A 13,654-nucleotide genomic window follows, 5' to 3' on the forward strand; every position below is an offset into this window, starting at 1 on the left:
GCCTAAAAGCCTATCGCAGCGAAGAATATGGCAAACAGACCATCGAGGATGACCACGACGAAGATCGATTTCACCACCGATGCCGTCACCCTGCGGCCAAGCGATTCTGCGCTGCCGCCGACCTTGAGCCCTTCGACCGAGGCCAGAATGCCTATGATCATCGCCATGAACGGCGCCTTGATCAGGCCGGCAAAGATCGTGCCGAGATCGATGCTGACCCGTAGACGGTCGATGAAAGTGGTATAGGCGATGTCGGAGTAGAGATACGAGACGACGATGGCACCGCCAAGTGCGGCGAAATTGGCGGCGATCGTCAAGCAGGGCAAGGCAATCACCAGTGCCACCAGACGCGGGAAAACCAGCACGCCGACGGGATTGAGGCCGATCACCTTGAGAGCGTCGACCTCCTCGCGCATTTTCATCGATCCGATTTCGGCGGTGATCGCGCTGCCCGAACGGCCCGCGACCATGATCGCCGTCATCAGCACGCCGAGCTCGCGCAGCACCAGAATGCCGACGAGATCGACGACGAAAATCTCCGCTCCGAAATAGCGGAGCTGGAAAGCGCCTTGCTGGGCGACGATGGCGCCGACGATGGCCGACATCAGCACCACCACCGGAATGGCGCCCACCCCCATTCGGTCGATCTGGTGGAAGATCGCTGCCATGTTCACGCCATGGCCGCGACCGAGCTTCATCTGAGCGCCGCGGATTGTTGAGCCCAGTATGTTCATGGCTGCCAGGAAATCGTCGCGCATTGCATAGACGCCGCGCCCGATTTTCTCGAGAATGACGATAAGTAGACCTGGCTTGGGCGAAGCCTCGCTTTCTTCGCTGCGGCGGGATGCCTCCTGCACTGCGTCCAGCAAAATGGAGGCGGCTTCGCTTGGTCCCTCGAGCCGCACCTCGATGCCTTGCGCCTGGCCACTCGCAATCAGCCGCTCGACAAGCCAGGCGCCGGCCGTGTCGATCCTGCTGATGCCGGACAGGTCGAGCACGACTGCATCCGCACCCTGCCCGAGATCGATGCCCCGCATCTCGTCATCGATCAGCGCGACGGTCTGGGTGGTCCAGGCACCGGACAGAGCGTAGCATGGCACGCCGTCACGCTTCGCCTCCGTGATAAGTGGAGACGCTTCGCCGGCACCGTCTTCATCCCTGTCGGCATTGATCAACATGGCGACCTGTCTTATCCGCTCAGGTTGCGCCTGTCACTTTTGCACGCCGGCGCGAAGCGCGGATTGGAGAAGAAAATCATGTCGCGTGTCCTTTCGGTCAATGCCGAGCGCTACCCGATCGCCGGGACCTTCTCATCTCACCCGGATCGAAGACCGAGGCGGAAGTATTCACGATCGAGATACGCGAAGGTTCCAACTCCGGCGGTGGCGAGTGCGTTCCTTTTCGGCGTCATGGCGAACCATCGAAAGCGTGCGTGGCGATAGAGGCGGGCCGCCAACCACCGCTTTGGGGCTGATCATGCCTCGTCGGCGGTTGCAGTCCGCGCCCGCCCGGCAGTAGGTTGATTAGACAAGTTGGAGGATAAAATGGATCTCGGCATTCGTGGAAAGAACGCAATCGTCTGCGCGTCGAGCCGGGGACTCGGCCGCGGTTGCGCACTGGCGCTGGCGGAGGCTGGATGCAACCTCGTCGTCAACGGTCGGGACGCGGCGGTGTTGGCTAGAACGGCCGCCGAGATTCGCGACCGGTTCGGCGTCGAGGTTACCGAGATCGCCGGCGACGTCTCCGACCCGATAGTGCAGAAGGATCTGCTGGCGGCTGCGCCAGCGCCCGATATCCTGGTCAACAATAATGGCGGCCCGCCGTTTCGTGAGTTCCGTCAGCTTGATCGCCAGAAAATGCTAGACGGCGTCACCAACAACATGATTACACCGATCGAGCTTATCCAGGCGGTTATTGACGGCATGGCGGAGCGCGGCTTCGGGCGCATCGTCAACATCACCTCCCTTTCCGTCTACGTGCCGATCTCGGGTCTTGATCTGTCGTCAGGCGCACGTGCCGGGCTGACATCATTCCTGGCGGGAGTGGCGCGCACGGTCGCTCACCGAAACGTCACCATCAACAATCTGCTGCCCGGCAAGCTCGACACCGATCGGCTGCGGGGCGGATTGAAGCCCGGCGAGATCGAACCGGAGCAGGCCGCGCGCGAGCGTAAGGCCCGAATCAGTGCCGATATTCCCGCCAAGCGGCTCGGCACGCCGGAGGAATTCGGCCAGATTTGCGCTTTTCTGTGCTCTGTTCATGCCGGATATCTGACCGGGCAGAACATTCCGGTCGATGGCGGGCTCTACGTCAGCGCATTCTGACCGGCCGCGTTCGGGCACGTACAATCTGCCACCTTAAACCTCGAATTCTCGACACGTCATGCTAGAACGTGAACGAAACATTCGATGCGGGATAGGCAGCCAAAAATGGATACAGAAAAACAAGGTGCGGCGCGCTCGGACCTCAATGAGGCGGCGCTGTTTTTTCACAAATATCCGGCGCCGGGGAAGCTGGAAATCCAGGCGACGAAGCCGCTGGGCAACCAGCGCGACCTGGCGCTTGCCTATTCGCCCGGTGTAGCGGCGCCCTGCCTGGCAATCCGCGACGATCCGGCGACCGCAGCCGATTATACTGCCCGTTCCAACCTCGTCGGCGTGGTCTCCAACGGCACTGCCGTCCTCGGCCTCGGAAATATCGGTCCGCTCGCCTCCAAGCCGGTGATGGAAGGCAAGGCCGTTCTGTTCAAGAAGTTCGCCGGCATTGATGTCTTCGACATCGAGATCGAGGCAGAAGGCATCGACCTGATGGTGGACACCATCGCAGCGCTGGAACCGACCTTCGGCGGCATCAACCTCGAGGATATCAAAGCGCCTGAATGTTTCGAGGTGGAGGAGCGGCTGAAGGCGCGAATGGCGATCCCGGTTTTCCACGACGATCAGCATGGCACGGCAATTATCGTCGCCGCGGCGGTGCTCAATAGCCTCGAGGTTGCCGGCAAGAAGATCGAAGAGGTCAAGATCGTCACTTCCGGTGCCGGGGCTGCTGCGCTCGCCTGCCTCAATCTGCTCGTGTCGCTCGGCGCCAAGGTAGAGAACATCTGGGTCACAGACCGTTTCGGCGTCGCCTACAAAGGCCGACAGGACGAGATGGATCGCTGGAAAGACCCTTACGTCAAGGATACCAACGCGCGCACTCTGGCAGATGTGATCGGCGGAACCGATGTGTTCCTGGGGCTTTCGGCGGCCGGCGTGCTTAAGCCGGAGCTTCTTCAGCACATGGCGGAAAAACCGCTGATCCTGGCATTGGCCAATCCGACGCCCGAGATCATGCCGGAGGTGGCGCGCGCGGCGCGGCCGGACGCAATGATCTGCACTGGCAGATCGGATTTTCCCAATCAGGTCAACAACGTAATCTGCTTTCCTTACATATTTCGCGGGGCGCTGGATTGCGGCGCCAGTGCCATCAACGAGGAGATGAAGGTGGCGGCCGTGCGTGCCATTGCTGCTCTGGCGCGCGAAGAGCCGTCAGATGTCGCCGCCCGCGCCTACTCGGAGGACACGCCGACTTTCGGCCCGGAATTCCTGATCCCCTCGCCTTTCGACCCGCGCCTGATCCTCAGGATCGCGCCGGCCGTTGCCAAGGCCGCATGCGATACCGGTGTTGCAACTCGGCCGATCAGCGATTTCCCGGCCTATATCGACAAGCTCAATCGCTTCGTCTTCCGCTCCGGCCTGGTGATGAAGCCAGTCTTCTCGGTTGCAAGGACTTCGACTGCCAAGCGCGTCATCTTTGCCGATGGCGAGGACGAGCGCGTTCTGCGCGCCGCCCAGGTGGTTCTCGACGAGGGTATTGCCGAACCGATCCTGATCGGACGGCCCAATGTCATCGACGTGCGGCTGCGGCGCTACGGCCTGCGCATTCGGCCAGGCACCGATTTCGGGCTGATCAATCCGGAAGACGACCCGCGTTACCGCGACTATGTCGACCTGCTTATCGAGCTTGGCGGGCGGCGCGGCATCACCCAGGAGGCGGCCCGTACCATGGTGCGCACCGATACCACGGTGATCGCCGCGCTGGCCCTGCGCCGCGGCGATGCCGATTGCATGCTTTGCGGCCTGGAGGGGCGGTTTGCCCGGCATCTGCGCAACGTCAAGTTGATCATCGGACCGCGCGCCGGCATCAAGGACCGCGACCTGTCGACATTGTCGATGCTGATTTCCTCGCGCGGTATAAGCTTTTTCACCGATACCTATGTGACCGTCGATCCGACAGCGGAAGAAATAGCGGAGATGACGGTACTGGCTGCCGAAGAAATCCGGCGCTTCGGCATGGAGCCGAAGGCCGCACTTCTGTCGCACTCGAATTTCGGCTCGCATGATTCGCCCAGCGCCACGAAAATGCGGGAGGCAGCCGCCATATTGAAGCGAATTGCCCCCGATCTGCAAAGCGACGGTGAAATGCATGGCGATTCCGCCCTGTCCGAGCAATTGCGGCAGCGGGTCTATCCGCATTCCGGGTTGAAGGGCGAAGCGAACCTTCTCGTCTTCCCCAATCTCGACTCGGCCAACATCACCTTGACCACTGTCAAGCAGATGACCGACGCACTGCATGTCGGGCCGATTTTGCTCGGAGTGGAACAACCGGCGCATATACTCACGCCGTCCGTGACATCGCGCGGCGTGGTCAACATGACCGCGCTCGCTGTCGCCGAGGCAGCTCAAAAGGCTCAGGCGACACTGGCAAATCCGGCATGAAATTTCGGGCGCAAGGAAACGCTTAACCCGATCATCGTAGAACACTCCTGCCTTTCACCCGATCCATCTGAAAGGCAGGAGAGCAGATGCCTAGTCGATCAAGGAAGCTGGCAAGCACCGCAGCGTTGTGTCTCGTCGCGATGGGAAGTCTCCCCGCGCTTGCCGATCCTCGTCCGTGCAGCCAGCTTGAGGCGTCGGCGAGTTCAGTCATCGCCGGCTGCGCTACAACGGCGAATTTTCAGATCGTCGCCGGCAATCAGGCGCTTCAAAAGCCGACAGCAAGCCCCAAGGAAGCAGGGTCAGGTTCTTTCGTCACGCCGCAGCCCGCGTCGCCGACAGTGGCGACACCGAACGCCGCCCAGCCGATACGGGCGCTCGACACGGACCGGAAGGTCAGGGTCGTCGGGCCAAGGTTCCTTCCCGACCCAGCAGAGGCAATAAATCTGCGAGCTCCGGGCCAGACGAAAGCCCGGTAAGCGCCAGCCGCAAGGGCATGAAAAGCGACTTGCCCTTGCGCCCAGTCGCTTCCTTGATGGAACCTGTCCACACTTTCCAGGTATCGCGGTCCCAAGGTTCTTCAGGCAGGAACTCGAAGGCTTCTCGTACGAAGCCTGCGTCCGCCTCGGAGAGTTCGACCGGATCTTGCGGCCCCTGATCGACGATACGCCACCAGCCGGCGGCGTCGGACAGTTTCTCCAGATTTCCCCGTACGGCTAGCCAGAATGCTTCTGCGGATGCGCCCGAAACGCCGATCGCCGAAAGCCTGCCTTGCGCCTCTTCGAACGGCATTGTGTGGAGAAGCGTCCGATTGAGCACGAGCAGTTCGGCCGGATCGAATTTGGAAGCGGATTTCGAGGTCGCGGCCGGGTCGAAGCGTTCCGCCAGATCCGCCATCTTTGCCACCGCCTCGACATTTTCGGAGGTGCCGATGAGCACGGCGAGCGAGACCACGGCCATCGGTTCAAGACCCGATTCCCTGAGCCCCGCGATCGATAGGGCGCCGGTGCGCTTCGAAAGCCCCTCACCCGTGCCTGTCGTCAGCAAATTGTGGTGACCGAAGGCTGGCGGTTCAGCGCCGAGCGCCTGAAACAGCGCGATCTGCACGCCGGTGTTGGTGACGTGGTCGTCGCCGCGGATCACGTGCGTTACACCCATGTCGATATCGTCGACAACCGAAGGCAGCGTGTAGAGATAGGTGCCATCCTCGCGCACCAGCACAGGATCCGACAATGAGGCGAGATCGACCGTTTCTTCCCCGCGGACAACATCCTGCCACTGTATTTCGGTGCGGTCCGTCTCGAAGGGATTGTCGCGGAAGTTGGGCAGCAGGAAGCGCCAATGCGGCCGCCGCCCCTCCGCTTCGAGCGTCTCGCGTTCCTCGCCGGTCAGTTTGAGCGCCTCGCGGCCATAGACGGGCGGCAGCTTCCGCGACAGTCGGATCTTGCGGCGCAGTTCGAGTTCTTCCTGCGTCTCGTAGCAGGGATAGAGCACCCCGGCCGCCTTCAACCGCTCAACGGCCGCATCATAGCTTTCGATGCGCTTCGATTGATATTCGGTAGCATCGGGAAAGATGCCAAGCCAATGCAGGTCGTAGAGGATTGCATCGGCATATTCCTGCTTTGAGCGCAGGAAATCGGTGTCGTCAAAACGTTGGATGAAGCGGCCGCCATTCTTCATGGCGAATAGCCAATTGAACAGTGCGGTGCGCGCGTTGCCGATGTGGATATGACCCGTCGGCGACGGGGCGAAACGAACGGTTACGGTCATTTTCCCCGGTTAACGGAAGGATATGGCCTTGGCAAGGCCGGCTGACTCTTGCGCAATCCGTGCGGTGCCGCCTCGCCTGCGAAGGAGTGCCGCGGCACGATGCCGGTTCGTTGGAACCATCTACAACCGAGATCGCGATCTACCCGCGATCGCGAAACCGATTGGTGATCGGATAGCGGCGGTCGCGGCCGAAGTTCTTTTTGGTGATTTTCACGCCGGGCGCAGCCTGCCGACGCTTGTACTCGGCGATGTAGAGCAGGTGCTCCATACGCGTGACGGTGGCGCGGTCGTGCCCGCGCGCGACGATATCCTCAACGCCCATTTCGTTTTCGACAAGGCACTCAAGAATGTCGTCGAGCACCGGGTAAGGAGGCAGCGAGTCCTGATCGGTCTGGTCCGGGCGCAACTCCGCCGAGGGCGCCTTATCGATGATGTTCCTGGGGATGACCTCGCCGGAAGGGCCGAGCGCGCCCGGCGGCACCGTGCCGTTTCGCCAGCGCGACAGCGCGTAGACCTGCATCTTGTAGAGGTCCTTAATCGGGTTGAAGCCGCCGTTCATGTCGCCATAGAGCGTGGCGTAGCCCACCGACATCTCCGATTTATTGCCGGTGGTGACCACCATCGAGCCGAATTTGTTAGAAATCGCCATCAGGATCGCGCCACGGGCACGCGATTGCAGGTTCTCCTCGGTCGTGCCCTCGTTCGTACCTTCGAAGAGTTCGGAAAGTGCGCGCGAAAAGCCGTCGACCGGTTCGAAAATCGGCACGATGTCATAGCGGCAGCCGAGCGCGCGGGCGCAATCTTCGGCGTCCTTCAGCGAATCCTCCGACGTATAGCGATATGGCATCATCACCGCATGCACCCGCTCCTCTCCAAGCGCATCGACCGCAAGTGTCGCGCAAATGGCCGAGTCGATGCCGCCCGAAAGACCAAGCACCACGTCCTTGAAACCGTTCTTGTTGACGTAGTCACGAAGGCCCATCATGCAGGCGCGGTAGTCGGCCTCCTCGGTTTCGGGAATTCGCGACATCGGCCCGTCGACGCAGACCCAGCCATCAGCCGCGCGGTCGCGCTTCCAGGTGGTGACGACAACTGCCTCCTCGAATTGACTCATCTGGAACGCCAGCGACTTCTCTGCCGAAATCGCAAACGACGCGCCGTCAAAAACCAATTCGTCCTGACCGCCAAGCTGGTTGGCGTAGAGAATTGGCAGACCGGTTTCGATCACCTGCCTGATCACGATCTGATGGCGCACATCGACCTTGCCGCGATAATAGGGCGATCCGTTGGGCACCAGCAGGATTTCCGCGCCGCTTTCTGCCAGCGTCTCGCAGACGCCGTGTTCGCCCCATATGTCCTCGCAGATCGGAATCCCGAGCCGCAAACCGCGAAAATTGACAGGTCCCGGCATATCCGGCCCCGCCTGGAAAACGCGTTTTTCGTCGAATTCTCCGTAATTTGGCAAATCGACCTTGTGGCGTTCGGCGATGATCTTGCCTGCATCGGCAACGATGATCGAATTATGCGTGCCGCTCTTGCGCTTCAAGGGCGTGCCGACGATCACACCAGGTCCGCCGTCACCTGTTTCCTCGGCCAATGCCGTCACTGCCCGTTCGCAGGCGGCTAGAAAAGCCGGCTTGAGCACGAGGTCCTCCGGCGGATAGCCGGCGATGAACAGTTCCGTGAACAGAACGATGTCGGCGCCCTTGCGAGCGGCATCGGCTCTCGCCTCGCGCGCCTTGGCCAGGTTGCCGTCGATATCGCCGACAGTCGGGTTGAGTTGGGCGATAGCGATGCGCAGGACGTCGGGCGAAGAAGGTTTTGTTGTCATAACAAGCGGTTTAGCGCGCCGTTTCTGAACCGGCAATGCCGAGCGTCATTGGCAGGATCATAGCGAATGACCGATAATGCGTTCGGCGATTGCAAGCGCCCACACCCCGAAAGCAATGGCGACGGAAATCAGCACGGCCAGCGAACCACAATCCTTCGCCAATTGAATGTCCTTATGGAATTCGCGCGACAGCGCATTGCAGGCCGCCTCGACAGCCGTGTTCAACACTTCGACCACGATGAGAAACAGGATCACCCCAAGCAGCAAGGCATAGCCACGCCAACTGGTTGCCACGAACCAGCCAACGGGTATGGCAAGCACGAGCAGCACGATCTCCTGCTGAAACGCGGTCTCGCTGCCGAGAAGTCGGCCAAGGGCGCGCAAAGAATTGCGCAAGGCATTGATCAGGCGCTGCATTCACGTTTCCCTGTCGAATCGCCGGAGGAGGAGACCGGTTATACGCCGGTTCAGGTGCATCCGTCAGGGTGTCGCCTCACGTCCCGCATGTGGCGCGCCGGGTCATTCATCCGCCACCTTCACATCGGGGCTGGACTTCGAAAATTGCGGAAGATCGTCGGTGATTTCGTAATAGTTGCCCTTATCGGCAACGAAGATGTGGCAGTCGCCGTGAAGGCCGGAGGGAGAGTCGAATGCGCCGGCCACCACCGAGACCGAGTCGAGCTCGTCATGCTTCCAGAACAGCGCCGATCCGCAAAAACGGCAGAAGCCGCGGCGAGCAGTTTGAGAAGCTCTGTACCAGGTGATGTTCTCCTCGCCTTCGACGTCGATGCAATCGTCATCGACGTTCGTCGCGGCGTAAAAATGCCCGCTCTGCCGGCGGCACTGCGTGCAATGGCAGTAAACCACGCCACGCAATGGTCCGGATGTGGTGAAGCGCACAGCGCCGCAGCCGCAAGCCCCGGTATTCCGCTCGTTCATTCCACCCTCCGAAAGAATTGTAGCAGCCTGCCCAACAGGGATTGCGATGTTAAGCCGTCAATACTCCCGTCGCCTGGACCAATAGCAAGAACTACGTCGTCCAACATTCATCCTATCGGCCATATCAGGCAAAGCTGGATTAAGGAAACTTTAGCTGGGCTGCATTTAACATGCCTGCAAGCGACGGTCGTATGGGGGACGTCTACGCTTTGGGATTGTGTCCCTTCACTGCTTGATCGTCAGGATGGCCTGACTGCGGAAGCGGCGTAAAGTTCGTTTCCCGCAAGTAAGTGGAGAACGCATGCAGCCCGCCGTTGTCCAAGCCGAGCCCGGCAATGATGTTGCCGCACAGGTGGTCGCAACCATGCGCCAGATGGGCGTGGTTGGCCTCCCGCGTAACTATGAGATTTTCTACGAAGCGCTTTCGGGATCAAATCCTCGGCTCGGCCTGGAGGTTATCGCACTGGGCAACCACCCCACCCAGACAGAACTCGACCGGATCGGCCGGAAGTACTTTGCGCAAAATCATGGCCAAGGCATCGTCGAACAGGCACGCGAAGTCATTGCGCACGAGCTTGAGGACATCGCGCAACTGTTGCGAAGCGAGCGCTCGCATCTTGAGAAGTACGGCCAGATTCTCGACCAGACGTCGGACGGATTGAACAATCGCGCCACGATCACCAAGGACCTGCTGCACAAGATTGCCTGCGCGATGTCCAGCGCCACGGCCTCCACGATCGACCAGGGCAAGCGGGCGACCGACGCTCTCAAGGAGAAGTCGGCGGAACTGGAGACGGTCAAGTCCAAGCTCGAGGAATATAAGCATCTCGCAGATACCGACCCGCTGACGCAGATATGGAATCGCCGCGCCTTCGACAGGCGGATCGCCAATATCTACAACAACAGCAGGAGTGTTCTGTTCAACGCGCTGATTCTCGCCGACATCGACAGGTTCAAGACGATCAACGACCGTCATGGCCATCCCGTCGGCGACAGAATTCTCCAGCTTATCGCCGGCATTTTTCGGACGAACATTCGGGACGACATGTTCGTCGCCAGAACCGGCGGCGAAGAATTCGCCCTGATCGTTGAAGGGACGACTGAACACGCCACCTTCGAACTTGCCGACAACATCCGCGCGCTGATCGAAAAGACACTTTTTCCGGGCGCTCAGCCCGGCGTCAACTACGGACCGGTCACAGTGTCCATGGGAATCTGCATGGCCTCGGACGCGACCAGCGCCGACGATCTCTACGCCAAGACCGACCGCGCACTTTACCGCTCCAAGCTTAACGGCCGCAACCAGACCACGCGATTTTCCGAAATCCGCGATCGAATGGGTAAGAACTGGCTGCTCTACAAGAAGGATTGAGGATTGCGGGAAAGGCCGGCGACCTCTCCCGCAATGGGGTTCAGCCGTTTACGACCTTCTTCTCATGCGCTCCCGACTGCTTCTTGAGCAGATCGGAGATAAGGAAAGAAAGCTCGATGGCTTGATCGGCGTTGAGACGCGGATCGCAATGGGTGTGATAGCGATTCTGCAGGTCCTCGTCGCGAACGGCGCGCGCGCCGCCCGTGCACTCCGTCACGTTCTTGCCGGTCATCTCGACATGGATGCCGCCCGGGTGCGTGCCTTCGGCCCGGTGGACCTCGAAGAAGGTCTGCACCTCGCGCAGGATGCGGTCGAACGGGCGCGTCTTGTAGCCGGCCGCCGTAATCGTGTTGCCGTGCATCGGGTCGCATGACCAGACGACACTGCGCCCTTCCTTCTTCACCGCGCGTGCGAGCTTGGGCAGGTGATCGCCCGCCTTGTCGGCACCGAAACGCGCGATCAGTGTCAGCCGACCAGGCTCGTTTTCAGGGTTGAGAAGATCGATCAGTTCGAGCAGGCCGTCAGGCGTCAGCGACGGACCGCATTTCAGCCCAAGCGGATTCTTGATTCCGCGGCAATACTCGATATGCGCATGGTCGGCCTGGCGCGTGCGGTCGCCGATCCAGATCATGTGGCCGGATGTGGCGTACCAGTCGCCCGACGTGGAATCGACCCGGGTCAACGCCTCTTCGTAACCCAGAAGCAATGCCTCGTGGCTGGTGTAGAAATCGGTCTCCCGCAGCGCGTAGTTGCTCTCCGAGGTGATGCCGATCGCCCGCATGAAATTCATGGTTTCGGTTATGCGGTTTGCAAGAGCGGCGTAACGCTCTCCCTGAGGGCTGTCGGAGACGAAGCCGAGCATCCAGCTATGTACGTTCTCAAGGCTGGCATAGCCGCCTTGCGCGAAGGCGCGCAACAGGTTCAACGTTGCCGCCGACTGCCGGTAGGCCATGGTCTGGCGCGCCGGATCGGGGATGCGCGATGCCTCGTCGAACTCAATGCCATTGATGATGTCGCCGCGATAGCTCGGCAGCGTCATCCCGTCGCGCGTCTCGTTGTCGGAGGAGCGCGGCTTGGCGAACTGGCCGGCAATGCGGCCGACCTTCACCACCGGCTGCTGCCCGGCGAAGGTCAACACAACCGACATCTGCAGGAAGACGCGGAAGAAATCGCGAATATTGTCGGCGCCATGCTCGGCAAAGCTTTCCGCACAATCGCCGCCCTGCAGAAGGAATGCCTCGCCGGCGGCGACTTGCGCGAGTTGCTTCTTCAGTTTGCGGGCCTCACCTGCAAAAACCAGCGGCGGAAAGGTCGCCAGACGAGCCTCGGTCTCCTGCAAAGCAGCCTGGTCCGGATAGGCGGGAACCTGGCTGATCGGCTTGCTTCTCCAGGAATTCGGGGACCATTTCGTCATCGTCGTACCTAACGTCGTTATAAGGGGGCGGATTTGCCCCAGAGCTTTCCTTCTTTGCAGGAATCCGGCTCTATTACAGGAAGCCGCGGCGCTATTCCAGCCCCGCGAAAATGTCCAGCAAGACGAGGCGCTCGGCACGCTACTCCACCCGTTCTCCATTCACGACAAGATAGGATGGTTTGTACATGGTTACCAGTTCTTCGGCCGCGGTCGGATGGACGGCCATCGTGCGGTCGAAATCATCCTTGGTAAGCCGTGCTTTCAGCGAAATTCCGAGAAGCTGCGCCATTTCGCCTGCATCCGGTCCAAGTACATGCGCGCCGACAACCCGACGCGTTTCGGCGTCGACCACGAGCTTCATCAGCATCTTCTCCTGGCGTCCTGACAGCGTGTAGCGCATCGGGCGGAACGAGGCGCGGTAAATCTCGAGCTTCGCAAAGCGCTTGGCGGCGTCATCCTCGGACAGGCCGACCGTTCCGATTTCCGGCTGCGAGAACACCGCTGTCGGCACGCAGTCATGATCTGGCCGCGTCGGATTGTTCTTGAAGGCGGTCTCCACGAAGCACATGGCTTCGTGGATCGCCACCGGTGTGAGCTGGACACGGTTGGTCACGTCGCCGATAGCCCAGATATTGGCGACATTCGTCCGCGAGAAATCATCCACGATGATCTCGCCGGTCCTGCCGCGCTCGACGCCCGCCGCCTCAAGTCCAAGGTCTTCGGTATTCGGGATGCGGCCAAGCGCCAGCATCACCTGATCCACCGTCAGCACCTCGCCGCCCTGAAGGTGAGCATCCAGTCGGCCATCCGACCGCTTGTCGATGGCCGTGAATATCTCATGGCACAGTATCCTGATGCCCTTCTCTTCCATGGTCTTGTGCAGCGCGCGGCGCACATCCATGTCGAAACGGCCCAATATCTCCTTGCCGCGGTAGGTCAGCGTCGTCTGAACGCCGAGCCCGTGAAAAATATTGGCGAATTCAACGGCAATGTAGCCGCCGCCGGCAATCACGATCGCTTTCGGCAGTTCGGGAAGATCGAACGCTTCATTGGAGAAAATGCAGTGCTCATGGCCGGGCAGTGCCGCATGCGGGTTCGGCCTGCCACCCGTGGCAATCAATATCTGATCGGCGGTGATGGTGCGGTTTTCGCCTTCCAGCCTGATCGTATGGGCATCGATGAGGACCGCACGCGTGGCAAAGGCCTCGCCCCCCGCTCCTTCGACGCCCTTCCGGTAAAGACCCTCGAGACGCGCGATTTCCCGGTCCTTGTTGGCCACGAGTCGGCGCCAATCGAAGCGTGCCGGAGGTACCGACCAGCCGTAGCCGGCGGCATCCTCGAAATGCTCGGGAAACTGCGAAGCGTAAACGTAGAGCTTTTTCGGCACGCAGCCGCGGATCACGCAAGTGCCGCCGAACCGGTACTCCTCGGCTATGCCGACCCTCTTGCCGAGCGATGCCGCGACCCGTGCTGCGCGCACGCCGCCGGAGCCGCCGCCGATAACGAAAAGGTCGTAGTCGTATTTCGCCATGAAATCCCCCTGCGCAAGCGCTGCCGGCCTGTCGGACGCCGCT

10 protein-coding genes are annotated in these 13,654 nt (G+C 60.8%); 3 read left to right on the forward strand and 7 right to left on the reverse strand.

Going from position 1 to position 13,654, the window contains the following annotated elements:
• Nucleotides 1-2 precede the first annotated feature (2 nt).
• A complete protein-coding gene (locus tag ACLKMW_RS18295) occupies nt 3-1,178 on the reverse strand; it encodes an ABC transporter permease (RefSeq protein WP_415725934.1) in 1,176 nt (391 codons plus the stop codon).
• A gap of 366 nt (nt 1,179-1,544) precedes the next feature.
• Between ACLKMW_RS18295 and ACLKMW_RS18300 the strand changes: the two genes are divergently transcribed.
• Nucleotides 1,545-2,324 (forward strand): SDR family oxidoreductase, encoded by a 780-nt coding sequence (locus ACLKMW_RS18300; protein WP_415725935.1) that lies wholly within the window; start codon nt 1,545-1,547, stop codon nt 2,322-2,324.
• A gap of 105 nt (nt 2,325-2,429) precedes the next feature.
• Complete coding sequence (locus ACLKMW_RS18305) at nt 2,430-4,757, forward strand: NADP-dependent malic enzyme (RefSeq protein WP_415725936.1); 2,328 nt, start codon at nt 2,430-2,432, stop codon at nt 4,755-4,757.
• A gap of 393 nt (nt 4,758-5,150) precedes the next feature.
• Here the strand turns inward: ACLKMW_RS18305 and gltX are convergent, their stop codons facing one another.
• From gltX to ACLKMW_RS18325, 4 genes are all read right to left on the reverse strand, one after another.
• Complete coding sequence (gltX, locus tag ACLKMW_RS18310; RefSeq protein WP_415725937.1) at nt 5,151-6,524, reverse strand: glutamate--tRNA ligase; 1,374 nt, start codon at nt 6,522-6,524, stop codon at nt 5,151-5,153.
• 139 nt (nt 6,525-6,663) lie between these two features.
• The gene (locus ACLKMW_RS18315) at nt 6,664-8,355 is read right to left on the reverse strand and encodes an NAD+ synthase (protein WP_415725938.1); all 1,692 of its coding nucleotides are present in this window, start codon (nt 8,353-8,355) and stop codon (nt 6,664-6,666) included.
• 57 nt (nt 8,356-8,412) lie between these two features.
• Nucleotides 8,413-8,772, reverse strand: coding sequence for a diacylglycerol kinase (locus ACLKMW_RS18320; protein ID WP_415725939.1), 360 nt, complete (start codon nt 8,770-8,772; stop codon nt 8,413-8,415).
• Between the two features lie 102 nt (nt 8,773-8,874).
• Complete coding sequence (locus ACLKMW_RS18325) at nt 8,875-9,294, reverse strand: GFA family protein (RefSeq protein ID WP_415725940.1); 420 nt, start codon at nt 9,292-9,294, stop codon at nt 8,875-8,877.
• Nucleotides 9,295-9,595: 301 nt separating this feature from the next.
• On the opposite strand from ACLKMW_RS18325, the gene ACLKMW_RS18330 reads away from it, so the two are divergent.
• A complete protein-coding gene (locus ACLKMW_RS18330; RefSeq protein WP_415725941.1) occupies nt 9,596-10,666 on the forward strand; it encodes a GGDEF domain-containing protein in 1,071 nt (356 codons plus the stop codon).
• A gap of 40 nt (nt 10,667-10,706) precedes the next feature.
• On the opposite strand, the gene ACLKMW_RS18335 is transcribed toward ACLKMW_RS18330, so the two are convergent.
• Together ACLKMW_RS18335 and gor are read right to left on the reverse strand one after the other, a co-directional pair.
• Nucleotides 10,707-12,080, reverse strand: coding sequence for a class II 3-deoxy-7-phosphoheptulonate synthase (locus ACLKMW_RS18335; RefSeq protein ID WP_415725942.1), 1,374 nt, complete (start codon nt 12,078-12,080; stop codon nt 10,707-10,709).
• A 139-nt stretch (nt 12,081-12,219) separates the two neighbouring features.
• On the reverse strand, nt 12,220-13,611 hold the full coding sequence (gor, locus tag ACLKMW_RS18340; protein WP_415725943.1) for a glutathione-disulfide reductase: 1,392 nt from the start codon (nt 13,609-13,611) through the stop codon (nt 12,220-12,222).
• Nucleotides 13,612-13,654: the final 43 nt, after the last annotated feature.

Source organism: Borborobacter xinjiangensis (assembly GCF_047739745.1).
In the GTDB taxonomy this organism is placed as follows: domain Bacteria; phylum Pseudomonadota; class Alphaproteobacteria; order Rhizobiales; family Rhizobiaceae; genus Pseudaminobacter.